We start from the raw sequence: 24,091 nt of genomic DNA, 5'->3' as shown, positions 1-24,091 counted from the left end.
ACGGCAGCTTTTTGAGTTTAAATTGTGCACTTGATTAACAAATTTAACGGTTACTATACTTCCTCCAATGGTTCATAATCGAACCAATCGAATCGTGCAGGTGTACCATTTCCTGATGGACTAGTAGCATACATCGCAGCGATAACTCCTGTGAAACCGCCTGCTATTTCAGTGGAGAGCAGATGTGTCTCACCTGAGCCAACCTCCAGTTCTGGAGATGAATTTTGCTGAATGGAGAAAAGGAATTGGTCAGGCTGTGTATGAATCTTTAAGATTACGGAGCCAGCTTCACAAACAACCCATTGTTCGGTTCTTAGGGAGCCAACTGTGCGACGGAGTAAGATCTTTTTCTGTCCGTTTACCTGTTTGATCGCCAGATCGTAATGATATTTGGGGTTCATATACAGGGTTAACCCAGCTTCTTCTCCGTCTTTCTGTGGTTCAAATGTTAGTTTGGTTGCGATATGGGATGTAAAATGTGTCAACCGTCGACCAACAAAAGCCGGATTACTTACATCATCCAAGGAAACGGAGGTTCCACGCAGTACGAGCTGACCCGGCTGTTCCTCTAGCGACCAGCTTTCCGGTGCAGGGTTACGCAAGAACATCCATTCCAAACCAAGTGTCGGTTCGTCAAAATGATCCCGCACGTTGGGTGCTTCCCATTGGACTTGAGGTAGCTTGGGCGCATCCATAACTGGCTTGATGTTCCCGTTGTCTCCAATGATTGGCCAGCCTTCATCCGTCCAAGTCACAGGTGCGAGAAATGTTTCTCGTCCCAGATGATGGCGCATTGGATAAGAAGGAGGACGCATACCAAGACAGACAGCCCACCATGTACCGTCTTGAGCTTGAACCAGATCTGCGTGTCCAGCGGCATGGATGCTGCTCTTCATACTGCGATTCGATAGAATTGGGTTGTGAGGACATACATCAAATGGTCCGTATGGGTTCGTGCTCCGGGCGATAGTTTCCATATGACCGTATTCGGTGCCACCTTCGGCAATCATGAGATAATACAGATCGTTAATTTTGTACAGATGGGGCGCCTCTGGGGCAGCTCCACCTGTTCCGCGCCAGATGAGTCGGCTATCTGTAAGCTGCTTCCCGGTAGTGATATCGATCTCACACTGATATATTCCTTCGCCTTCATTGCCATTTTGAGCGGATTGGAAATACACACGACCATCATCAAAGAGTAGAGAAGGATCTATGCCCCCCTGTGCGATGAGAATCGGTTCAGACCAGGAGCCTGCTGGATCTTGGGTACGTACAATCAGGTTTCCGCCCGCGCCGATATTGGTCGTTGTCATGTAGAACCAGCCCTCATGGTAACGGATGGTTGGTGCATATATACCGGCGGAGCTTGAGGCTTTACTTAGTGGAAGCTGTGTTTCGGAAGTAAGACAATGTCCAATTTGTTGCCAATGTACGAGATCTTTGCTATGGAAAACAGGCACACCCGGAGAGTATTCAAACGTACTTGTTACCAGATAATAATCTTCGTTTACGCGGCAAATGCTCGGATCGGGGTAAAAACCTGGAATCACCGGGTTCGTATATTTCGTCATGTTAGGCTCCTATTCATATGAGAGTTAGAGATAAATTGCGGCACATTAGCGAATACGAGCTACCGTCTGGCGTGAGCTCCTCATTCGCATGCCTTGTTATATAGGGAGAGTATAGCGGTTACAACCGCCCTTTACCTTGATTTTTCGGACGTGGAGTAGCATGATATAGACATACGAACCTAACATTGTTCGGAGGGAATGCTTTTGAGTAATGCATATTTGAGATGGTTTACGTCAGATAAGGAGTTCCCGTTTTTCATTCAATATGGTGGGCATGAGACAGATATGGAGCTTCACAATCATATGGATTTCACGGAGCTTGTGATCGTTTTGAATGGTCATGCGACCCATGTTGTGAATAACGAGGAGTTTTTTATTAAAAAGGGAAATGTATTTGTCATCAATGGCGAGACACATCATGCGTATATCGACCCTCATGATTTTAAAATATGTAATATTATGTTCAGACCTGACATGCTTTCATCGACCGGACCTGATTTGAGAAAATCGAATGGGTTCCAAGCGTTGTTTGTGTTGGAACCGTTTTATCGTAATATCCACTCGTTCCCGAGTGTACTTGCCCTGTCCATTGCTAACCTGGAGTATATTGAAGCGCTGATTTCATTCATGGTTGAAGAATATGAGACGAAGCAGCAAGGGTACCAGACGATGCTGATTGCACGTCTAACAGAGATGGCAGTGTATTTGTCGAGACAGTATGATACCCGGGAGAAGGGCGGCAGAGGCAATAATCTGGTGCACCTTGCCAATGCCATTTCTTATATCGAAGATCAGTATCTTAAGCCATTATCACTGGAGGATATTGCGGGGAAATCGAATATATCAATCAGGCATCTCAATCGAATCTTTCGATCCTATTATCAGATGACGCCTATTTCGTATGTGCATAAGCTACGTCTAGAGAAGGCATGTCATCTGCTGAAAAATAGCAATCTATCGATCACCCAAATCTCGTATGATTGCGGATTTAATGACAGCAATTATTTTACGCGCCAGTTTAAGAAAGCCTATAGCGTGTCTCCCAAAAACTACAGGCAGAATTTAAACTGATTAACGAAAAAGATCTCCCATAGTACGGGTTCAAAAGCGGACTTTATGAACAACCTCTTATGGGAGATTCTCTTTTTTATATTTTCGTGATATTGGTGAATTCTTCATAGTGATAATTGAAGAGTCGTCCATGATCATGCCACTGACCGTACATCTGGTTTGCCTCCGTATGGGTAATCAATTTGTCCAATCTGTGCTGGAATACCACGGGCTGATGCTTCACGCTTTGGATCGTATCGATTCGAACCCGCTGGTAGAGAGCCGGGAATGCCAGGAAATTAGTATAGGTCAACGTATTAGCTTTCAGTCTTCGCTCAATAACATCATCAATTATGAACGCATTGGGATCCATCTCAGGTAGAACCTTTCTACCTTCGTCATGCATGAGTCCCAGCGTTTCAAGGCGACGAACACGTTCTTTATTTAGCTCAGTCCACGAGCTTTGCTTGCTTCGGGGAGATAAGCGTTGCACTAGATGATGCTCAGATATTTTTTTCTTAATTCCATCAATCCAACCATAACATAGCGACTCTTCTACGGCATCCAAGTACAACAGTGTATTTGGGCTTGGTTTGAGACTAATGGTTACCCAGCAACACGTCTGAGTGCTACCATGCTCATGTAACCAGGCTCTCAATTTTTCTCTTGATGTAGCAGCCAGATGATTATTAATTTCCACAGTTCATTCCACCACCATCTAATCTATAGCAGGTTTAGCATACCAGAAAAGACTGTAGTCATTCATAATAGAGGCATGGCCTAACTGACGCAGCATCGTAGAGATGTTCCCCCGATGGTACGTTCCGTGATTAATCAGGTGAAAGACAATCTCTGCAAGGCTCGTATCTCGAATTCCCGCGAATGGATTATCCAGCAGAATCGTCTGTTCCAGATCGATGTGATCTTGAAACCACGTTGTATATTGCTCTGATAACTCTGCATATCGCTGGCCATAGTCCTCCACTGAATCGTATAGCTCTTCATTCCGTGGCATGCACATTTGTAGAGCTTCGGGCATACTGACACCTGTTAAGACTAGATACCACATTTGATCAACAGCATACATATGACTTAGTGCGTGAGCAATGGTGGGAAATGAACTATTCACCTCCTGATGTAACACGCTGTCTGGCAATTCTTGAATCCTCCCCAGAATGGTGTGTGTGGCCCATGTGTGATATTGATACATTTCTTGCGGATGGTTCATGTGATCATCTCCTTAGAATAGTCGTGAAGTGCAACTAACTTACTGAGATGATTATAAAAAAAGAAGTATGACAACAGCATGTCATACTTCTTCAATGTGTTTTTCGTAAGGTTTAAGCGCGTTTTGAAGCTCTTCTCTTAGGATATCTCGCAGTTCAACAGGTTCAAATACCTCTGCACCACTACCTAAACTTAACAAGAACGAACATAACCAACGGGCTTTCAATGGCTGATGAACTGCGATTCGCATTGTCATGCTTCCGTCATCATGAAATTGTTTGTCCGCTTGTTGAAAGTGATCCATGGCTTCCGCAAGTGCTTCAGGATTAACCTTGAACACCACTTCTGTTGTCTGATTTTGCAGCGAATCATCCCATCTAGTCGTTGGTTCATCCCTAGTAGAATGTGGTTGAAAAGTGTCAGAACTTAAGCTCACATTCATCATCCGAGAGAGTCGGAACTCCCGATAATCTTGACGTGTCAGACAGAATCCATATACGTACCAATTGCGATATTTAAAGTGTAGTCTGACAGGTTCCATTCGACGAGTGGTATGTTCGTTTTTCGTATTAATGTAATCGAATTGGATAATCCGATATTCTGTAATTCCTGCTCGCAGATAGGGTAGGGCATCAGGTTCCGTTCGGCGTGTTTCCAGATCTATAGATAAACTTGATATTTGATGCTCCGGCCCAATCGTTTGTAGTCGCTCAATCGTTCCTTGTACGCGTCCATCATCGAAGACAGTGGAGAGACTGCTGAGTACTGTAATGAGGGAATTGACATCGTATGAGCCCAGTAAGCTTTTGTCCATTTTATATCCATCAATTATTCCATATCCGCCTTTAAGTCCTTGATGAGAGACGACAGGGAAGCCGGCTGCACAGATTACATCAATGTCTCGATAGATCGTCCTTGGAGAAACTTGATACTCTTCCGCTAGTGTAGAAGCCGACAACACCTCATGGTTCAAGAGCTTGAATATGATCGAGATTAAACGTTCCAATTTCATCAAGTATCCCCGCCCAGTAGCCCATTTTGTTATTGCAGGCCATATTATATCACAGTGTCATGAACGAGAAGAGATTTGTCTTCTAATGACTTTAAGGTAAGTCACTAATTGCTGATGCGCAAACTTAACTTAGCTACAACGTGAGATGAAAATAACAAAAAAGAGTGCTGATACGCACTCTTTCTAAGCCGCGATATTATTACGCTGATCCGTGATAATAAGCAGTAATACCAAGCGTGATAGCATGGAAGGTGATGCTTTTTCTATCGGTGTTCATTCAAACTTGTGCTAGTCTTCATGTACGTTATAGAGCACCCGGGCGAGTAGACCTTGGCCGTAATTTCCGAAATGTTTGCCAAAGATCGTAAGACCCCGTTTGTTGACAGGTTCTTCTGTGACCGCAATGCGGAAGAGGATATCACTTTTGTAGTCCAGCCCGATATCATCTAACGTCACATCCGAGATGCGACAGCCATCGATATAGCTACCTTCCTGCGTTATTCGAATCAGCTTCAGCATACCATACTGATTAAGGTGAGGCGGCCACCAGTCTGGATTAAACGTTCCGCGTGTATTGCCGAAGTCACCTGGACTCGTCCAGCAGCCAATCTCGATACCGTTGATGTGAAAGTAAATATCCGAAGGGTAGTTATCGCAATAGCCAGGTGATTCCGAACCGAGTTCCATGGAGAGTTGAATCTCACTAAATGACTGATTCGGTTTCAGATAATTGGGAATACGATATTCCAAATAACCTTCCGCAAGCCAGATCATCTCCGCATCAATTCGTAATGGATCTGCGAAATAACGTGGGTCATCGAATTCCCCAACGATACTATCCCGAGTCGCAAGTCCACAAGTAGGGGCAGCCTGATAATCACTATAATGTCCTACTTGAATCTCAACTTCATAACGGTTGTTAATCTCCTGTGAACGCAGATCCACCATGAGCTTCTCCTCATTGAGATAGCAAATTTTCTGGATTCCGTGCTTGCCGACAGCAGTATTTATTTCGATTAACCCGCTCTCCTCCAGCTTTTTGATATGCATTGTAATTGCTCCATTGCTAAGTCCCAGCTTGGTCGCAAGATCATTGAGATTAAGGCTCTGGTTCTTCGCCAGTAGTTCAATGATCTGTATCCGAATCTCCGAACTGAGGGCTTTGAAGATGTTCACACCCGACTTCAGATCCTTAATATAAATCATATGTGTTGGTCCTTTCCCCGTTCACTGTTAGATAGGTTATTCAAAAAGTCAGCTTTTGATTACGAAGGATGCCTGAGGACATCTCAGCGTCGAATATGGAATTCAGCCGAAATATCCGTTGCTCACGTAGCTTGTTCTACGCTCCGCTACTCTATTTCTATCTTCATCCCATCTTCTCGGTACTGAAAACCATCCTTTTTGAACACGTACTGTTAGATAGGTTAGTGCACATTTCTATATTTTATTTTAGATAAGTATAAATGATTATAAGATAGATGGGAAGGGTAGAGGCAAGAAGCCTATCTTCTTTATTATCGTACGATTCATTATTAAAATGAAGGTTCGTTTATCAATATAGTATTACATAAAACATTTAAATTGTTTCATTAATCTTTGAAATAAACCATTGAAAAGTATTGTAACCGCTTTTATAATTCTATTATACCTAAAATACTTTAATAGTTCATGAATCAAATGCACCATTTGGTTAAGAAAAGATCGAAACTTCCCTCCATCACCTCCCTGGTGCCAAAATTTCAAACGATGAAAATCATAGGTCCATCCACGGTTATGAACTCTAAGGAATGCTCCCAAACTTATTTTATTTTACAAAAGTATAAAATGTTTTAATAAAGTATTGACTAAAGTGATTAGTATTTGATAAATTTAACAACAGAAATCTTATTTCACGCAATTGAATACGGTTACAAATTCAGATCAGGAGGGGTTCAGATGTTAAAGAAAAAGAGTTGGGTCACGTTTATGCTTCTTATGCTGGTTACTGCACTTGTCTTAGCAGGTTGCGGTGGAGATAGTGGAGGGGCAAGCGGTGATAAAGAACTGACATTTATGTTCCGAGGCGGTACAGATGAACAGAAGGCTTATCAAGCTGTTGTCAAAAAGTTTGAAGAAGAGAATCCTGGCATCAAAGTTAAATTGATTGTAACGGCTGCGGATCAATATGCTACCAAGCTGAGAGCAGCGATTACGGGCAATAGCTTGCCAGATATTTTTTATTTTAACCCTGGTGACGTGAAAGCGTATGTGAACAGTAATGTTTTGATGAATCTGACTCCTTATGTTGAAAATAACCCGGATGTGGATTTGGATAATATCTGGAAATATGGTTTAGATCTATATCGTTATGACGGTCAAATGGCAGGACAAGGAGACCTTTACGGTATGCCGAAAGATCTTGGGCCATTCGCACTTGGATATAACAAAACGATGTTTGAAAAAGAGGGTATTCCACTACCAGACACAGACAAGCCATATACGTGGGATGAGTTCATCCAAGTGAATCAGCAAGCAACGAAGGATACCAACGGAGATGGCAAACCGGATGTATTCGGATCAGGTTTCAACGTGAACTGGGCACTTCAATCCTTCGTATGGAGCAATGATGCTGACTGGTTGGATGAAACCAAAACGAAAGTAACGATTGACGATCCGAAATTTGCGGAAGCGCTACAATTTTTCGCAGACATGCAGAACAAATACAAAATCACACCTTCAATTGAAGAAGCACAGACCCTGGATACGTACCAACGTTGGATGAAAGGGGAAATGGCATTCTTCCCTGTAGGTCCTTGGGATATGAGTACGTTTGAAACATTGCCTTTTGAATATGATCTGTTGCCATTCCCAGCGGGTTCCAGTGGTAAGTCTGCAACATGGATTGGTTCTCTGGGAATCGGGGTTTCTGCTAAATCGAAGCACCCTGAAGAAGCAGCTAAACTGGTGAATTACCTTACAGCTTCTAAAGATGCAATGCAGCAGCTTGTCGATGCCAAAGTACAGATTCCGAACCTGCTCGATATGGCTGATGAATGGGCCAAAGATACATCAACGAAGCCAGCTAATAAACAGGAGTTCATTGATATTGTTGAAGATTATGGTCGCTCCCTTCCAGGAAACTACACGTATAACGCAGAGTGGTACGATCTGTTCTTCACGGATGTCCAGCCTGTGCTGGATGGCAAGATTACAGCCGCAGAGTATGTGAAACAGCAACAGCCGAAAATGCAGAAGTTGTTGGACAAAGCGGTCGAGCAAGAGAAAAAATCTCAAAAATAAGTTAATCAACGAGAGATTATTAGCGAGTTTCGAGCAAGAAGCGAACTACACAAGGTGAATCAGAGTTAAGTTGCTAAGTTTCGTGTTGTATAGAAAAGCGATGCCAGCAGCCTGCTATCACGCTGCTGGCATCATTTTTGGATTCCATACTTGATATTAGAAACAGGGGTGAGCGCAGTGAATACAAAGTCTAGCTTGTATCGCAAAGAGAGGCTGTACGGATATTTGTTTATTACACCTCCAATTCTCGGTCTGCTGATCTTTGTTCTGTTCCCTTTCTTATATTCGTTGTACGGTTCGTTCACGGATTGGGATGGCTTGGGACAGATGAACTTTATCGGTTTAGCCAATTTTAAAGATTTGCTCACAGATGATCTATTTTACAAAGCGATGTTTAACACCTTTTATCTGATGCTGGGCATTCCCATTGGATTGTTACTTGCACTCTTGCTCGCAATGGGCTTGAATCGCAAAATTCCTGGTACAACGACGTTCCGCGTGATCTATTATATTCCCGTTATTTCTTCTCTTGCAGCCGTTTCCATCATGTGGAACTGGGCTTATAACGGAGATTATGGATTGGTTAACCAGTTCCTTGCGCTCTTCGGCATTGAAGGACCTAACTGGCTGGCTAACAAAGATACGGTCAAACCAGCTCTCATTATTATGACGGTGTGGAAAGGTCTAGGGTACACCATGTTGCTGTACCTAGCTGCTCTACAAAGTGTATCGCGTACATACTACGAGGCGGCTGAGCTGGACGGAGCGAACGGGTTCCAGATCTTCCGTAACATCACCTGGCCGATGGTGAAGCCAGTGACCTTCTTCCTCGTGGTTACCAATATTATTGGTGGCTCCCAGATCTTTACCGAAATGAACATTATGACCCCTACGGGTGGTCCCGAGTATTCATCGGCGTCGATCGTTTTCTACATCTGGCAAAAAGCGTTCAGCAACCTGCAAATGGGTTACGCCTCAGCGATGGCCATGATTCTAGGTATTTTCATCTTTGTCATTACTTTGGTGCAATTCAAATTAAACGAAAGATCAGCCTATGATGGGGATTGATGGTCAAGGGAAAGGAGTGAACCGGAGATGTCTTACAGTCAAAGAAGGAAAGTAACGAACTCGATTATTTTTATCATACTCGCGATTGGTGCTATTGCAATGGTTGCCCCATTGATCTGGATGCTGTCCACGTCGTTGAAGGAGAAACAGGATGTATTCGCACTTCCTCCTGTGTGGATTCCAGAAGTGTTCCAATTTGAAAAGTATAAAGAAATCTGGGAAGCTGGCCCGTTACTCAGCGGGATTAAAAATAGCTTGATCATTGCATTGAGTGTCACTGTGGTCGGTACGTTTACGTCCAGTATCGCCGCTTTTGCTTTTGCCAAATTGAGATTTCCACATAAAAACAAACTGTTTCTAGCTTTACTTGCATCCATGATGATTCCTTATCCAACTGTCATGATTCCACAATTCATGATGTTCTCTAAGCTTGGCTGGGTAGATACACTACTGCCGCTGATTGTACCCGGGTTGTTCGGTAACGTCATTATGATCTTCTTCCTGCGGCAATATCTGCTTAGTGTCCCAGATGCCATTATAGAAGCAGCCAAAATTGATGGAAGTTCCTATTTCCGGCTCTATTCTAGCATCACCTTCCCTTTGATCAAACCTGCGATTGCAGCACAGTTAATTCTGTGGTTCATGGGAATCTGGAATGATTATCTGGCCCCAATCATCTATCTGAACTCGCCAGAGAAGCAGACCTTACAGCTTGTTATTGCAAACTTCAATGCGACCTATGCGATACAGACTGACTATCCGCTTATTATGGCTGCTTCCATCGTTGCGTTGCTCCCAGTACTCATTGTCTTCTTGATCTTCCAGAAGCAAATTATTGAGTCTGTTGCGATCTCTGGAGTAAAAGGATGATTTCGTTGAAGAAGCGTGGCTGGAACATAAACATGAGAGGAGTGGTTGCTTCAATGCTGTTGCTTATGTTGATTGGTGCGACGGGTTGTTCTGGAGAGGGGGCGGAGGCAGAGGTGCCTCGCCCAACCTTCCCTGAGGAACCACAAGATACCGTGCTTTACGATACTTCCATATTGGATGATGAGTCTCGTTGGACAGTAAATAATGCTCACGATCCAGCGATTATCAAAACAGATCAGGGTTACTATGTATATTCCACAGACGTTCGTGTTGCGGGAGAACCTAAACCTGGTGTGATGGTGCGAAAATCACAGGATCTCATCAACTGGACATGGGTTGGTCAAGCTCTACCAGGCATTCCGCAGGAAGCATTGGACTGGACAGGAGCCGTGAATTTATGGGCACCGGATGTTACGAAGGTAGGAGATACGTATCGTATGTATTACTCGGCTTCTACTTTTGGCAGCACGCGCTCAGCCATTGGTTTGCAGACGGCCACTTCTCCAGAAGGACCTTGGAAAGATGAAGGACTGGTAGTGAGCACATCGGAGAACGAACAGGATAAACTAAATGCCATTGATGCGAATCCTGTGTTGGATGCCGACGGCAATCCGTGGATGGTGTACGGTTCATTCTTCGATGGTATATATATTGCGCCACTCGATCCAGATACGGGCAAGTTCAAGGAAGAGGGTTATGGTACTCGCATTGCGGCACGTGATCGGGCAACCGAAGAGGGTGCAGTAGAGGGGCCATATATCATATACCATCCTGAATTCAAAAAGTATTATCTGTTTGTCTCATATGACTCCTTGTTCGAAGATTACAACGTAAGGGTCGCGCGTGCTGATTCAATTACAGGCCCATACACGGATATAAACGGCATGAACATGCTGGATACAGATCATCTGCCTCAATACGAGATTGGAACAAAAGTGGTAGGGGGTTATCGCTTTACAGAGGGCGAGGGCTGGGTTGCTCCAGGTCATAACTCAGTACTGCAAGACGGTGATGATTATTACATCGTGCATCATGCTAGAGGTGAGACGGATAAAAACTGGCCGTACCTGCATGTGCGCAAAATGTTATGGACGAAGGATGGCTGGCCGGTTGTTTCTCCCGAACGATACGCGGGCGAGATGGTACAGGATATTCCGAAGTCCATGATTGCTGGAGAGTGGGAAGGGATGGAGCTCGATCCATCCGTTGACGGACAGGTTCAAGCGTCTCCATTCACCTTACAGCGGAACGGCAAAGTACAAAGCGAAAACGGTTCAGGTACGTGGACATTCGATGGCAAACACACACTCACGATTGAGTGGAAGGAACGTAACTCGAATGGAGCATCCACAGAAGAGCTGCAATTACTCCCGTCGTGGGACTGGGAGCTTAGTAAGCCGGCTCTTGTGGTCACAGGTCTGAATGACCGCGGCATCGCCGTATGGGGTAAACAGCTGAGCGAAGAGCAAGAATGAGAACCTTATAAAAGCGCGCATGAATAAGCGCAAAGCTGCACCTTAAAGGGGCATTAAGTAGTGAAGGGGAAGGAAGGAGCCGAAGGAGCGTGTTTGTCATCGGATTTCAACTGCTGAAGAGCAGGTGGAAGGAAATCGGAGGACAAGAAAGCGACGCAGGCCCGTCATTCCCCGGAACGTCCGCGATGCCCCCCACGCCCAGGCTTGCTCGTTTTCACCAGCTTATATCGTTCTCTTCAAACCAATGCCAAATAGAAAGGAAGCAATATTATGACACAATCCATTACATTTACCAATCCTATTCTGGAACAGCGTGCCGATCCATGGGTGTACCGCCATACGGATGGTTACTATTATTTCTCCGCTTCTGTACCTGCATTTGACCGGATCGAAATCCGACGTGCGCGCACAATTGAGGAGTTGAAGGATGCGGAGCCAGTGACGGCATGGCGCAAGCACGACACTGGACCGATGAGCGCTAACATCTGGGCGCCCGAGATTCATTTTATCGACGGGAAATGGTATATCTATTATGCCGCGGCACATACCAGTGAGACGAATGAAGGTTTGTTTGATCACCGGATGTACGTACTGGAAAATGAATCTGCGAATCCACTAGAGGGTGAGTGGGTCGAGAAAGGGCAGACACTGACGCGCTGGGAGAGCTTTGCTTTGGACGCTACAACGTTTGAGCACCGAGGCATCCGCTATCTCGTCTGGGCACAGAAAGACCCGGATATTCCAGGTAACTCTAACCTGTATATCTCCGAGATGGAAAATCCGTGGACACTGCGCGGAGAACAGGTCATGATCTCTACACCTGAATATGATTGGGAGATCATCGGTTTCAAAGTCAATGAAGGTGCAGCTGTTTTGCACCGAAATGGACGCATTTTCATTGGTTATTCAGCCAGCGCCACAGATTATAATTATTGCATGGGATTGCTCACAGCGGATGAGAATGCCAATCTGCTCGATCCAGCAAGCTGGGTGAAGTCACCTGAACCGGTATTCCAGACATGTGAAGTGAACGGCCAGTATGGCCCAGGCCACAACAGCTTTACCGTAACGCCAGATGGGCAGACGGATATCCTTATTTATCACGCTCGTAACTACAAAGAGATCGAGGGAGATCCGCTCTATGATCCTAACCGTCATGCCCGTGCTCAAGTCATCCGCTGGAGAGAGGATGGTACACCTGATTTTGGTGTTCCTGTTCCGGATGGTAAAGCTGTAGCTGAAGTGGAACAATAATTTGATAGAATGTAAACGATAAAAGTAGCCCTTAGTCAGTATAATAGCTGATTAGGGGCTTCTTTCGTTAATAAAGGAAGGATTGAACTGACATAGAGCATCAAATGAATCCGTTCTTGTACCTTTCACGTATACAACGTATAGATGAAGTTGATATATAAATAGAACTGCTTTTGCTATAGCTCGATTGATATCATGCTAGGAGGACAATAAATGGATTCGCGAGAGACTTTGGATCAGGAACTACAACAGATTTATAAATGGGAGAAAGAGCAGAAGGACTTGTTCATTTGGGACAAAATCGGTCGTCTGCCATTTGCTATGCTGGATAAAGTTATGCCTAAGGCATTGAAAGATAAGATTGGAAATTCACTCAATGAAGTAGGACAGTATGTCCAGCATGGTGGTAAGTTTCTTGTTCAGAAGAAGAAGGTAGCGAAGCTGCTACAGGAGGAAGCTCAGCGCACAGGTCATTCGATGTTAGGTCCTACGGATCGTCTTGAACGGGAAGCTGAGGAAGAGAGTACAGCGAAAATTCACAGTGTCGAGAACCTGCCACTTGAAGTACTGGATCGTGTAGCTGACAACATCGCTGAGAGTCGTACCAAGTTTGCAGCAGCACAAGGTGCGGCAACAGGCATTGGTGGAATCGTGACAATTGCAGCGGATATTCCAATGGTGATGGGCCTTTCTTTGAAAGTGTTGCAGGAGATGGCGTTATGTTACGGTTATGATCCGGATGAACCACAGGAGCGGATCTTCATTGTGAAGTGTCTGCAATTTTCATCGGCAGATATCGTGGGTAAGAAGGCAATCATTGATGAACTGACGGATTACGAGAATCCGGATAAACAGGTTGAGGTGATGTCGCAAATGCAAGGATGGCGAGAGGTGTTTGAATCCTATCGTGAATCTTTTGGATGGAAAAAGCTATTTCAACTCATTCCGATTGCTGGTATGATCTTTGGTTCAGTGAGTAATAAAAACACGATTCGGGATGTAGCCGAGACCGGTAAAATGCTGTACAAAAAACGGCTGATTCTGCAACGTTTGAAGTAAAATTACAAAAAGGGTTTACCTGAAAGAGAGGAACAAACATGTTAGACAAACAAGGTTTCTATCACTTATTAGATAGCCATAATATAAATTACGAAAGTATTGAACATCCAGCAGTATATACGATGGAAGAAATCTTCTCTTATCAAATTCCGCATACAGAGCATATCGTGAAAAATCTATTTCTACGTGATGATAAAAAACGAAACTACTATCTGGTGACTATAGCTGGAACGAAATCGGTTGATTTGAGGAGCTTAAGCGAAACGATCCCTAGCCGCAAACTGAGTTTTGCTAGTGAGAAGGACTTGGTGGAACTTCTCAGACTGGAAAAAGGACATGTAAATCCGATGGGAGTCTTCAATAATATTCAGCAAAACGTAACCGTAGTCTTTGATAAGGATTTAGTCGGTCAACAAATAGGGATTCATCCCATGGAAAATACAGCGACTGTATTCCTTGAATTTGAAGATGTTAAGGCATTGATTACAGCTCATGGAAGTAACATCGTCATGTGTGACGTTGACTAGAACGTATGAAGTTCGGCCTGCTGTTTTCCGTTGACTCATGACAAGGGTGGTTGCTACATGGGGAGTAAGGTAAGCAGTATAATGAATAAGTTGGAAGCAAAACGTAAGAAGTAACCAACCAGCTTAACCAAAACAACGAACGTAACCAACAAACATAAGAAAAGGGTTCCTAACGCTCTGTATGTACAGAGTAGCAGGAACCCTTTACTAATGGTATTACTAAATAGCTACCATTCTATCTATCACCTATCTATCTATGAATTCTAACGAATCCAATAGACGCTATTTGGCGATATTTTACTCAATAGAATTTCTAACGAATCTCAGAGGCTTTATTGTGCATGTTGAACCTCGTTATGAAGGATTATCTACTCGATATTCGGAAATAACGATGCTCTGGTTCGTTAGATCGGGAAATCAGCGGTAATTGTGATTATAAGAGTTGTCAGGTTCGTTAGAACATGGACGGACGGATTTAGAGACAATTAATGTGGTTTACCTTTTCTAACGTAATCGAGTAACGATCAAACTCGCTAAGTAAGGTCGAGCGCAGTTCAGAACACAGAGAACCACAGAGACCGCTCAGATCCGTACAGGACCATATAGAACCATATAGAACCATCCAGAGCCCCGACCAGTACAAATGATTTCTAGTACGGCTCAGGTACTGTTACCAAGTTCAAGTGAGCTCCAGAACGCTCAGACTCTTTCATTTGAGGTTTAAATGAGCACTAGTACATACAAGCATCCTCACACAGTCCAAGCACGTACCAGCCCGCTCGCATCATACCATTTGCACTTCCCTTACTCCTCACTACCGTTCTCATCTGCCCAACGTTTCAGCAGTTGATCTGAAGGGAGCAAGAAGGTCAATATTCCGAGTAATGGCAAGAAGCTACACACCTGCATCACAGGTGATACACCGAACACATCAATCCAGTTGCCCAGTACGAGCGCACCTAGACCGCCCATACCAAAGGCTAGACCAGTGATCAGACCAGAGACGGTACCGATTTTACCTGGGATCAGCATCTGTGCATACACTACAGTAACCGAGAAACTCGATAACATGATGAAGCCGATGATGGTTAACAGTACACCCGTCCAGAACAGATTAGCGTATGGCAGTAACAGTGTTAATGGAGCCGCACACGCCATAGATAGGAAAATAAGATTGCGTTTGCCGAATCGGTCGGCAAGTGGTCCCCCGAAGAAAGTTCCCAGCGCTCCTGCTGCTAGGAATAGGAAAATGTAAATTTGTGCGTCAGGTGTAGAAAGGTTGAAGCTTTCTATGAGATTAAAGGTATAGAAACTGCCAATAGCTGCGATATATAGGGAGCGGACAAAAACAAGCAAGATCAGAATTGTAATCGCTGCAGCGATTTTCTTACGTAATGCCGGGTTAGGTACTCGGCGTGCTGCCGCTTGTTTTCGTAGATAACTGCCTGATCTCAGCATCCGACCGTACCAACGTGCAATGTAGATCTGTACAGCAATACCTGCTGCAGCAATACCTGTAAATCCAATAGCACCGAAGAGGCCAAACGGAATGAAGATCCAACGGGTCAGCAATGGAGCCAGAGATTGTCCTGCATTGCCTCCAACTTGAAAGATCGATTGTGCGAGACCACGACGTGCGCCAGCGGCCATATGAGATACTCTAGAGCCTTCGGGATGGAAAGCAGCCGAGCCAAGCCCGACAAAAATAACAGAAATGAGAACGGACATATAGCTGTCAGCAAAGGCTAACAGGAGCATCCCTGTAAATGTAAAGCCCATACCGATCGGTAGAATAGAAGGTGTTGGCTTCTTATCGGCAAACCATCCAATGACAGGCTGCATGATGGAAGCGGTGAAATTAATGGCGAAGGATATCCAGCCAATCTGCGTGTAGGTGAGATGCATTGAATCCTTCAGAATCGGGAAGATCGCCGGAATAACCGACTGAATAGAATCGTTGAACAGATGCACCAGACTGATGGCAATTAATATCCGGTATACGGTGCGTTGAGCATCCAATCCGGAAGGTGCCTGAGATCGAGCTGTTGCATCTTTGGGTAAAGAGGTTTGCATGGACATGTTCATGTTCTCCTTTGGTCGCGGTCACGAGGGATCAGCGCCTTTTGATGTGATTTAAGCATATTGTTACATAATAGGATAGATTTAATAGGTGGGCAAGGGGAACAAAGAAATCGTTTAGGCCGTTTCTACCTTTATTCTTGAAAAGGATGAAGGATTAAAATATGGGGTTGGATACGAAGAATTCATATCGAATTTTGCAATGCCTTGTGGTGGGGAAAGATACTTAATCTGTTATTGATTACCTTCTATAGTGAGCTGCTTTATATATAGTAGAAAAGTACCCTTTTATCCTATTTACCTTCAAAAAGGATTTGGCTTCAGGTAACGTTAAGAAGTCGAGTGTAATGCAGATCCAACGGCACTATTCCAAAAATGCTGGGAGGATGAATCGATATGAAGCAGCTGAGCCCCTATGTTCTTGCCAGGCGAAATGTTGTAATGACTATTATCTATATGGCCGTGGCCACTTTTTTTGCGATATATGCGGCACCTAAATCTTTGACTTTTGCGATCGTACTTTTTGTCACTTATCAAATGTTTAATGTCTTTATGTTACGGCACTATATTCGGAAGATGAAACATTTGAAGGAAGAATGAGCTATCCGAATGTGGAGTAACTATTTGTGCACGCAGACGTGGCGACTGAACAAGATACTGGATATGCCAAGCAGAAAACTCAAAAAAGCCGAGCTCCTCCATCATTGAAGGGCTCGGCTTCCAGTGCGTTATCGATTAACGATTATCAATTGTCTCTGGATACATATCATGGTTCATCATACGGTGGTCGGCCATTTGCTCATATTTCGTTCCTGGTTTACCGTAGTTGGTGTACGGGTCGATGGAAATGCCGCCGCGCGGTGTAAATTTACCCCATACCTCAATGTAGCGCGGATCCATGAGCTTGATCAGATCGTTCATGATGATGTTCACGCAATCCTCGTGGAAATCTCCATGATTGCGGAAGCTGAACAGATACAGCTTGAGGGATTTGCTCTCGACCATTTTGATATCAGGAATGTAGCTGATATAGATTGTCGCAAAATCCGGTTGACCCGTGATAGGACACAGGCTAGTGAACTCAGGGCAGTTGAATTTAACAAAATAATCACGGTACGGATGCTTGTTATCGAAGTTTTCTAGAATTCCTGGGTCGTATTCAAATGTATATTTTACGTTCTGGTTACCCAGTAGCGTGATATCTTGCATTTCATCAGGTTGTCTCATTGGTTTATAACGCTCCTTATTTCCGTCAAAGCCCGTAGCCTCGCGGTATATCTTAACAGATGAATCTCGCTGTACAACTCAATTTATATAGGATGATTAAGACGGAGTCCATTAATACATCATGCCGCCCAATCCACCCATACTGCCCATGATACGTACGCTATCAATCCACAGCACACAGCACACTTCCTAGACGCCGCGCTTGTTCCCCCATACCAATGTATGAAGCTGAGGAAGCACACGGACGTTATTCAGATCATCGGAGGCACTGACTTGGTCAATCAGCCACTCATAACGAGTGAGCAGGGAAGCCGCAAGGTCAGGCGTATCCATCGATGTCACATTCGGATTACCTGTCTGCAAAAATAAATCGCTTCCCGGATAACGTGCATGCACACGCCGGGCATAGTTCAGGTCTGTTTCGTCGAAGATAACGATTTTTAAACTATGACTTCGTTCTGGGGAACCTGCGGCGAGTCTCGCGATCACATCATCCAGCACGTTCCAATCTGTATCCATGCCAGAGCTTGGCGGCTTAGGCGAGACGGTGACTTCGTCGATGTCTGCCAGCCATGGCTGCCAGCGAGATCCTTGCGTCTCTACGGCTGTGCGGATGTTATGCTCACGCAATAGCTTAACTAAGCCATCCAGCGAAGCGAGCAGAGCCGGATTACCACCAGAGATGGTGACATGGGAGAAGCGTGATCCGCCAACGTGGCGCAATTCCTCCCATACCTGCTCAGGTGTCATTTTCTGAATCTGATCTTTGCCGGTGCCGTCCCAGGTGAAAGCAGAGTCACACCAGGAGCAACGGTAATCACAGCCGGCGGTGCGGACAAACATCGTTTTCTGCCCAATGACCATACCCTCCCCCTGAACGGTAGGGCCGAATATTTCCATTACAGGAATGCGCGTAGCTTGACTGGGAATGCTACTCATCGATCATCCACTCCCGTCTCGCTTCGGCATAACTGGTTGGTGTCTCATAGAGTCGTACAAACTCCGTACGTCCGCCTTCGGTGAGTGCCGCATATGGCTCCGTCTGAAGCGCATGTTCCATCTGTTCGAACAGCCATACGACCATATTTTCTGCCGTTGTGTTCATCAGAGGCAGTGTCTCATTAAGGTACTGGTGATCCAGATAACCTTCGATTTGTGTTTTCCATATATCTTTAATATGTCCAAAATCAACCGTCAGCCCGGTTTCACCCGGATAACCGCTGATGCCGAAAATAACTTTATACGTATGACCGTGAAGGTTTTTGCACTTACCTTCATAACAATGCAGATGATGTGCCGCGTCAAAAGTAAACTCTTTGCTGACCAGTACACGTTTGCGATGATATCTTAGCTGTGTAGGCAGAATATCCTCGTCAATCCGTTGCAACCGCTCAACAATACGGAATGTTCCAGGCTCTCTCATCGCATATCCACTCCCGTATGACCAGTTGCTGTACGTTGCTCCACGTACTGATCCAATCCGGCTTTGCGCAATTTACATGCAGGGCATTCTCCGCAGCCATCCCCAATCACGCCGTTATAACAAGTGAGTGTGCGCTCGCGTACATATTCAAAGGCACCCAGATCATCTGCCATTTTCCAAGTCTGGGCTTTGTCCAGCCACATCAAGGGCGTGTGAATTACGAACGGATAATCCATCGACAGATTAAGAGTGACATTCATTGATTTTACAAATGAGTCGCGGCAATCCGGATATCCACTAAAATCAGTTTCACATACACCTGTGATTAGATGACGTGCGCCTTTTTGTTTGGCAAGAATAGCGGCAAAGCTGAGGAACAGCAGGTTACGTCCATCCACAAAAGTGCTGGGCAGTTCGCCTTCATTATGTGTAATTTCTACATCATTACGAGTTAATGCGTTAGGGGCAAGCTGGTTGAGCAGGCTCATATCTAGCACAGTCTGCTGCACACCGAGATCCTTAGCAATAGCAGAAGCACATTCAATCTCCAGCTTATGGCGCTGTCCGTAATCAAATGTAACCACCTCAACCTCAGCAAATTGCTGTTTAGCCCAGAATAAACAAGTTGTACTGTCCTGACCGCCGCTGAAAACAACGACTGCTTTTTCTTCGTTCAACATAAAAAAACCTCTCCATCTTCTTAAGATCACGCCATGCACTTAGGCATAGGGTGTCGGAAGAACAGAGAAGTCCATGAACTAACATCCATCAAAAAACACACCTTCTTGCAAATCGCTTCAAAAAAGCGGATTTCCAATCCAGTGTCCTTAGTTTTTTACGTACATGCTGTTTGTGTTGTTAACACAAAAGTATTGAACTGCTGTACAACAGGTGCATAACACGGTGTCCACAAGATCAATTCAATGTACGCAAGACTGTGCTGACCCGTTGGATCAAGTCTTGTAGAGGGAGTTCGCGAACCTCTCCCATGCCAGGTGGCATGGATTTTCTTCTTCAAATGTCTGATCCATTATAACATGAAACCGCCTGGTGGCTACCTCACTTCAATAAAGTGGCATAAGTCCCCAGACGGCTTGGCGGTGAAATTCATTATTTAATCAAAACGTTCCCAAAGGGAATCACTTCTTTCAAGATTCGCTTGAACAGACCTTCATCGTTCACATCCCGTTCCAGTCTGCTATTCTCACGTCCTGCTTGAAATAGAACCGAGCCGTGTCCAGTCATCTTCCAATGATAGTTCATATGCTGGCTCGCCAGATGGTTCCCATATACGGTGAGTTCCAAGTGTGCATTCTCAGGGTAAGCGATAATGCTGCCCGCGTCGACATAGAGCGGAGCGGTGGGATGTAGCTCCTGTTGGCATACTTGGCCTTGAGTTAACAATCCGATCTTGCCTTTTCCCGAAAACTTCATTTTGACCGCATCTTGGGTGATGAGCATATTTTTAATTTTCTGAATTTTGGTATGCATGGTGACGCCATCGGAGTAAAAAAAGAGATGTCGGAAATCGTATAACAGATCACTCTCTTCATCCAGCTCGACCTCTTTCATCGTAAAGCCGGGAGGGAGTGCGGCTACAAACTGGCAGGGACCAGAGATTTCCGATTTAATCAGTTTCTTTTTGCGGACAATGCCTGAAATGTTCATAAACTTATCATTACGGCTATTGCTAGAGCCGCGAAACGCAACAATCTGCTGTGGATGCAAAATATGAAGCCGGTCGTTCTGAACAAGCGAGAATGTAACGACTTGTCCAGCGCCACCAGCTTCAACGGTATTGAGGTGTATGTGCATGCGGCTGCTCCTGTTCTCGTTTTAGATTCGGCCTGAGCGACGACGCATTCCCAAACGCATAAGGCGAATCAAAATAAAGTAACCCAATATAAGAGCAACGATTGTAATAATCATCGTCTGAATTCGTTTGGCGGTAGTATTTTTGGCATTTTGATCGTCTTGCAATTGGCTGACCATTTCAGTCAGTTTTTGGTTTTGTGCGATTAACTGATCATTCTGAGCTTTGAAGGCTTCGACGTTCGCCTGGGCTTGTCCCAACTGGGCGGAAGTTTCATTGAGCTTGTTTAACGTCTCTTGATAGCTTTGCTGTAGGGCATTCACTTCTCCTGGAAGTTCAGCTACCCGTTCCCATCCGCTGTATATATCTGAAAATATATTGGCATTTGCTGCATGTACTGTAGAAGTTAACGAGGCAGTAAACAAAATGCATGTGGTGAATAACACCCGAATTAGAGCATGATGAATCGATTTTGGCATTCATGACACCTTCTTTCGATGTGGTAGATTCGTCAGACGATTTGTGTCTTTATTTGTTTCATTAAATGAAAACATGGCTCTTACATTATACGTCAAAAGTAGCGCAATGGGTTCAGGCTATCCACATTTTTTGCAAGTAATATTTAGTTTCGTTCACAACGTGTCAGGGTAATAGAACGATAAGGAAGCACACGAACAGGTCTGACTTATAAATATTACCCCAGTTCAGGGAGCTTACTCTTCACAAAGACGAAAATATAATGAAAATAATATATCCGATTTCGGAAGAAGATCGTATACAAAAGGAGTAGAAAAATATGCATACTACAGAACGTGGAGCACCAACCAAAACAATTATGATTACAGTCAATGGCGAGCCTATTGGACGCAAACTAATTATTGATAGTGTGACGTACGCGCCGATTGCCGAAACAGAATGGAATGAATCAATACCTCAAATTTTAAATAATTTATCTGCAATGTGAGTTAGGTCTTGTCAAGAATAACCCCTTGAAAAGCGTGGTAATTTGCCAGGCTTTTTTGTCGTTTATTGTCGTAATTAGACGGATTTAGAAGGAATAAACCATCTATAATTATTTTTGTGTAAATTTTATATACGAACATATGTTCCGTGACAATATAGTGTCCATTCACCCTGATAACTTAGAAGATAATACATAAAAATCGGGGGGGAGACGACGTAGTGAACTCAGTCTTTGAAGTATGTTATTCGTGGAACAAAGAGGCCATACCGACGGGAGGAGCCGACCCCGTGTATATGATGATTGAATGGCGTAACGGTTCCCCTGCCAAAAGACTCAGGAAGTTAGCACCTAAAATTGTGTCTAGAGACTTGGAATTATTGCTCAAACCGGAATATGGGATCGAGCTTAAGGGAATTTACGGATGCCGCTCCAAAGAGACAGATATCGGTTGGGTGCTACGACTTGGAGATGTCTATAAAGGCGAGAGTAAACAGATCTTACTCGAATTTGCGATGGGATCCAGATTATCAGGTAAAGCTTCTGTATGTTCAGCCTATTGGAGTACACGCAAACTGAAACAGAGCCAGCGAGTGTTGCTCCGAAGAGAACAGTTGTACATTCAATATACGAGTCATTTGGGTATGTTGAGGCAACCGGAGGATCCGAAGGTCGAAAAGACCATTAAGCTTAGTGAGACAGTACCGTTGATTAAACAAGCTCTACGAGCTTATGAAAGAGGGCGTGTACAAGAAGGAAGTAATCTACTGCGACGACATGCGGATGCCCTGCTGATTGAAGCAGCCCGTAAACAAGACTTGGATTATTATGAAGAGGCCGAAATGGTGGAGAAACTGCGCTATCACTATGAAATTACGTATGCTAATCCTTACCAAGTTCGTGGAAAAACGATGTTAGGCGAGTAGGGAGAAAGAACCATTCATAACGTGATACCAATAACTGTTTCTACATAGATTTTAAAGGTGAAGTTAAGAAATAAGTCGAATTTACTATGAATGTGATAATGGATATTGCAAAAAAACAGAAGTAGTAAATAAGTTCAATCATGCAATGTCCATCATCATAAAAATGGATGGAGTTGTCACAAATTTATTGAAACAACATCGTGGAGGATCCGGCAAAATGACAGACCGACTGATCCGATTAATGCGCATTATCACGCTTGTGCAGGCCAAACCTGGAATTCTGGCTCGTGAGCTAGCTGAGCGGTGTGAGACAACGGAAAGGACGATATACCGTGATATGGAGGCTCTCAGTGCAATGCATATTCCGATTGCGAATATGGGACACGGTCGAGGGTATATGTTTATCAGCCAATTTGCGATGTATCCCCTGAATTGGTCAGATGATGAGACTGCAGCTTTTATGCATTTGGCTGAGGTTATGGAACATATCCGCCCGTTGTTGAAGCCAGCTTTTGAGAGTGCATATGAGAAGGTCATCGCTTCAAGTCAGAAAAATAAGACGGAGCGGGTGGAATGGTCGGAGCACATTAGTGGGTTGTTTAAAGTTGGGATACCCGTCTGGCAAAATGAAAATTCTGATATGATGAATAGTACACTGGTCACCCTTCTTGAAGCTAGTATTTCTCAGAACACGATTGAAGCAGAGTACATCACCGAGGGGAAAAAAATCGTCATTCAAATAGATCCGTATAGTCTAATTCCTCGAGAGTACAGATTTGATCTGCTCGCTTATTGCCATCAATCGGAGAAGCTGAGGAGATTTCAAGTGGGTCGTTTACAGAACATACGAATTTTGCCTCGCACATTCCGCAAAGATGACTTCCTATTACAGAACTATTTCCGAACCCCAAGGGATGGTAAAGCTACCGAGTGGATTGCGTTTAAAATTCGATTTTCTCCAAATGCCGTAGAGCATGTGATGCAGCAGCAATATTTAGTACGTCCTCTGATGACGAGCGAGCCTGGGGGCACGCTATTATTTGAAGTCATTTTGAGTGATGACCAAGAGTTATTAACATGGTTAACCCAGTATGGTCCCAATGCAGAAATTCTTGAACCCAAAGAGTATCGAAACCGAATGAAGGAATGCCTAGAGCGCTGGCAGCAAGTTTATAAACAAGCCCCTACCTAGGGTGTGTCTCAAAACTCGCTGAAGTACATCTTTTACCGCCTTTTCGCCCCTTGCTGCGTACTTTCCTTTGACGTG

General features: G+C 44.3%; 23 protein-coding genes. 11 read left to right on the top strand and 12 right to left on the bottom strand.

Going from position 1 to position 24,091, the window contains the following annotated elements; translation table 11 throughout:
• Positions 1-53: 53 nt before the first annotated feature.
• Entirely contained in the window at positions 54-1,571 is a 1,518-nt protein-coding gene (locus MH215_RS11520; RefSeq protein ID WP_239290301.1) for a glycoside hydrolase family 43 protein, read from the bottom strand.
• A 204-nt stretch (positions 1,572-1,775) separates the two neighbouring features.
• Here MH215_RS11520 and MH215_RS11515 point away from each other — a divergent pair, with 204 nt between their 5' ends.
• Positions 1,776-2,642: a helix-turn-helix domain-containing protein gene (locus MH215_RS11515; RefSeq protein WP_239290300.1), complete on the top strand. Its 867-nt coding sequence runs from the start codon at positions 1,776-1,778 to the stop codon at positions 2,640-2,642.
• Positions 2,643-2,718: 76 nt separating this feature from the next.
• Here the strand turns inward: MH215_RS11515 and MH215_RS11510 are convergent, their stop codons facing one another.
• From MH215_RS11510 to MH215_RS11495, 4 genes are all read right to left on the bottom strand, one after another.
• Positions 2,719-3,321: a YdeI/OmpD-associated family protein gene (locus MH215_RS11510; protein WP_239290299.1), complete on the bottom strand. Its 603-nt coding sequence runs from the start codon at positions 3,319-3,321 to the stop codon at positions 2,719-2,721.
• Positions 3,322-3,339: 18 nt separating this feature from the next.
• Complete coding sequence (locus MH215_RS11505) at positions 3,340-3,849, bottom strand: DinB family protein (protein ID WP_239290298.1); 510 nt, start codon at positions 3,847-3,849, stop codon at positions 3,340-3,342.
• 81 nt (positions 3,850-3,930) lie between these two features.
• Positions 3,931-4,860 (bottom strand): helix-turn-helix transcriptional regulator, encoded by a 930-nt coding sequence (locus tag MH215_RS11500; RefSeq protein WP_239290297.1) that lies wholly within the window; start codon positions 4,858-4,860, stop codon positions 3,931-3,933.
• Positions 4,861-5,148: 288 nt separating this feature from the next.
• Positions 5,149-6,066 (bottom strand): ArsR/SmtB family transcription factor, encoded by a 918-nt coding sequence (locus MH215_RS11495; protein ID WP_239290296.1) that lies wholly within the window; start codon positions 6,064-6,066, stop codon positions 5,149-5,151.
• Between the two features lie 732 nt (positions 6,067-6,798).
• Between MH215_RS11495 and MH215_RS11490 the strand changes: the two genes are divergently transcribed.
• From MH215_RS11490 to MH215_RS11460, 7 genes are all read left to right on the top strand, one after another.
• The gene (locus MH215_RS11490) at positions 6,799-8,142 is read left to right on the top strand and encodes an ABC transporter substrate-binding protein (protein WP_239290295.1); all 1,344 of its coding nucleotides are present in this window, start codon (positions 6,799-6,801) and stop codon (positions 8,140-8,142) included.
• A gap of 177 nt (positions 8,143-8,319) precedes the next feature.
• Positions 8,320-9,210, top strand: coding sequence for a carbohydrate ABC transporter permease (locus MH215_RS11485; RefSeq protein WP_056694078.1), 891 nt, complete (start codon positions 8,320-8,322; stop codon positions 9,208-9,210).
• A gap of 27 nt (positions 9,211-9,237) precedes the next feature.
• The gene (locus tag MH215_RS11480; protein ID WP_239290294.1) at positions 9,238-10,080 is read left to right on the top strand and encodes a carbohydrate ABC transporter permease; all 843 of its coding nucleotides are present in this window, start codon (positions 9,238-9,240) and stop codon (positions 10,078-10,080) included.
• A 53-nt stretch (positions 10,081-10,133) separates the two neighbouring features.
• The gene (locus MH215_RS11475) at positions 10,134-11,555 is read left to right on the top strand and encodes an arabinan endo-1,5-alpha-L-arabinosidase (protein ID WP_239290293.1); all 1,422 of its coding nucleotides are present in this window, start codon (positions 10,134-10,136) and stop codon (positions 11,553-11,555) included.
• A gap of 270 nt (positions 11,556-11,825) precedes the next feature.
• Entirely contained in the window at positions 11,826-12,809 is a 984-nt protein-coding gene (locus MH215_RS11470; RefSeq protein WP_239290291.1) for a glycoside hydrolase family 43 protein, read from the top strand.
• 213 nt (positions 12,810-13,022) lie between these two features.
• Positions 13,023-13,868, top strand: coding sequence for an EcsC family protein (locus MH215_RS11465; protein WP_239290289.1), 846 nt, complete (start codon positions 13,023-13,025; stop codon positions 13,866-13,868).
• Positions 13,869-13,906: 38 nt separating this feature from the next.
• Entirely contained in the window at positions 13,907-14,395 is a 489-nt protein-coding gene (locus MH215_RS11460) for a prolyl-tRNA synthetase associated domain-containing protein (protein ID WP_239290287.1), read from the top strand.
• 804 nt (positions 14,396-15,199) lie between these two features.
• On the opposite strand, the gene MH215_RS11455 is transcribed toward MH215_RS11460, so the two are convergent.
• From MH215_RS11455 to MH215_RS11425, 7 genes are all read right to left on the bottom strand, one after another.
• Entirely contained in the window at positions 15,200-16,468 is a 1,269-nt protein-coding gene (locus MH215_RS11455) for an MFS transporter (protein WP_442952585.1), read from the bottom strand.
• 741 nt (positions 16,469-17,209) lie between these two features.
• Positions 17,210-17,701, bottom strand: a complete 492-nt coding sequence (queF, locus tag MH215_RS11450) for a preQ(1) synthase (protein WP_128100638.1) — start codon at positions 17,699-17,701, stop codon at positions 17,210-17,212.
• A 189-nt stretch (positions 17,702-17,890) separates the two neighbouring features.
• Positions 17,891-18,640: a 7-carboxy-7-deazaguanine synthase QueE gene (queE, locus tag MH215_RS11445; protein WP_239290285.1), complete on the bottom strand. Its 750-nt coding sequence runs from the start codon at positions 18,638-18,640 to the stop codon at positions 17,891-17,893.
• Positions 18,633-19,124, bottom strand: a complete 492-nt coding sequence (gene queD, locus MH215_RS11440; RefSeq protein WP_128100640.1) for a 6-carboxytetrahydropterin synthase QueD — start codon at positions 19,122-19,124, stop codon at positions 18,633-18,635. Before queD ends, queE begins: the two co-directional genes overlap by 8 nt.
• Positions 19,121-19,801, bottom strand: a complete 681-nt coding sequence (gene queC, locus MH215_RS11435; RefSeq protein WP_239290818.1) for a 7-cyano-7-deazaguanine synthase QueC — start codon at positions 19,799-19,801, stop codon at positions 19,121-19,123. The genes queD and queC overlap by 4 nt, the downstream gene beginning before the upstream one ends.
• Positions 19,802-20,234: 433 nt before the next feature.
• Positions 20,235-20,939, bottom strand: a complete 705-nt coding sequence (locus tag MH215_RS11430) for an AIM24 family protein (protein ID WP_056694113.1) — start codon at positions 20,937-20,939, stop codon at positions 20,235-20,237.
• A gap of 21 nt (positions 20,940-20,960) precedes the next feature.
• Entirely contained in the window at positions 20,961-21,416 is a 456-nt protein-coding gene (locus MH215_RS11425; protein WP_056694116.1) for a hypothetical protein, read from the bottom strand.
• A 317-nt stretch (positions 21,417-21,733) separates the two neighbouring features.
• Here MH215_RS11425 and MH215_RS11420 point away from each other — a divergent pair, with 317 nt between their 5' ends.
• The 3 genes from MH215_RS11420 to MH215_RS11410 all read left to right on the top strand — a co-directional run bounded on the left by MH215_RS11420 (position 21,734) and on the right by MH215_RS11410 (position 24,016).
• A complete protein-coding gene (locus MH215_RS11420; RefSeq protein ID WP_239290283.1) occupies positions 21,734-21,901 on the top strand; it encodes a hypothetical protein in 168 nt (55 codons plus the stop codon).
• A 218-nt stretch (positions 21,902-22,119) separates the two neighbouring features.
• Positions 22,120-22,824 (top strand): hypothetical protein, encoded by a 705-nt coding sequence (locus MH215_RS11415; RefSeq protein ID WP_239290281.1) that lies wholly within the window; start codon positions 22,120-22,122, stop codon positions 22,822-22,824.
• 217 nt (positions 22,825-23,041) lie between these two features.
• Positions 23,042-24,016: a helix-turn-helix transcriptional regulator gene (locus MH215_RS11410; RefSeq protein ID WP_239290280.1), complete on the top strand. Its 975-nt coding sequence runs from the start codon at positions 23,042-23,044 to the stop codon at positions 24,014-24,016.
• The last annotated feature ends 75 nt before the right edge of the window (positions 24,017-24,091 follow it).

It is taken from the genome of Paenibacillus sp. ACRSA (genome assembly GCF_022346845.1).
Classification (GTDB): domain Bacteria; phylum Bacillota; class Bacilli; order Paenibacillales; family Paenibacillaceae; genus Paenibacillus.
This window is presented reverse-complemented; position numbering and strand designations above follow the sequence as displayed.

Bases quoted from the DNA above. Each gene is read 5' to 3' on its own strand.
- MH215_RS11520 (WP_239290301.1), bottom strand. From the start codon at position 1,571: ATGACGAAATATACGAACCCGGTGATTCCAGGTTTTTACCCCGATCCG.
- MH215_RS11505 (WP_239290298.1), bottom strand. From the start codon at position 3,849: ATGAACCATCCGCAAGAAATGTATCAATATCACACATGGGCCACACAC.
- MH215_RS11500 (WP_239290297.1), bottom strand. From the start codon at position 4,860: ATGAAATTGGAACGTTTAATCTCGATCATATTCAAGCTCTTGAACCAT.
- MH215_RS11495 (WP_239290296.1), bottom strand. From the start codon at position 6,066: ATGATTTATATTAAGGATCTGAAGTCGGGTGTGAACATCTTCAAAGCC.
- MH215_RS11490 (WP_239290295.1), top strand. From the start codon at position 6,799: ATGTTAAAGAAAAAGAGTTGGGTCACGTTTATGCTTCTTATGCTGGTT.
- MH215_RS11480 (WP_239290294.1), top strand. From the start codon at position 9,238: ATGTCTTACAGTCAAAGAAGGAAAGTAACGAACTCGATTATTTTTATC.
- MH215_RS11475 (WP_239290293.1), top strand. From the start codon at position 10,134: ATGCTGTTGCTTATGTTGATTGGTGCGACGGGTTGTTCTGGAGAGGGG.
- MH215_RS11470 (WP_239290291.1), top strand. From the start codon at position 11,826: ATGACACAATCCATTACATTTACCAATCCTATTCTGGAACAGCGTGCC.
- MH215_RS11465 (WP_239290289.1), top strand. From the start codon at position 13,023: ATGGATTCGCGAGAGACTTTGGATCAGGAACTACAACAGATTTATAAA.
- MH215_RS11460 (WP_239290287.1), top strand. From the start codon at position 13,907: ATGTTAGACAAACAAGGTTTCTATCACTTATTAGATAGCCATAATATA.
- MH215_RS11455 (WP_442952585.1), bottom strand. From the start codon at position 16,468: ATGCAAACCTCTTTACCCAAAGATGCAACAGCTCGATCTCAGGCACCT.
- queF (WP_128100638.1), bottom strand. From the start codon at position 17,701: ATGAGACAACCTGATGAAATGCAAGATATCACGCTACTGGGTAACCAG.
- queE (WP_239290285.1), bottom strand. From the start codon at position 18,640: ATGAGTAGCATTCCCAGTCAAGCTACGCGCATTCCTGTAATGGAAATA.
- queD (WP_128100640.1), bottom strand. From the start codon at position 19,124: ATGAGAGAGCCTGGAACATTCCGTATTGTTGAGCGGTTGCAACGGATT.
- MH215_RS11430 (WP_056694113.1), bottom strand. From the start codon at position 20,939: ATGCACATACACCTCAATACCGTTGAAGCTGGTGGCGCTGGACAAGTC.
- MH215_RS11425 (WP_056694116.1), bottom strand. From the start codon at position 21,416: ATGCCAAAATCGATTCATCATGCTCTAATTCGGGTGTTATTCACCACA.
- MH215_RS11420 (WP_239290283.1), top strand. From the start codon at position 21,734: ATGCATACTACAGAACGTGGAGCACCAACCAAAACAATTATGATTACA.
- MH215_RS11410 (WP_239290280.1), top strand. From the start codon at position 23,042: ATGACAGACCGACTGATCCGATTAATGCGCATTATCACGCTTGTGCAG.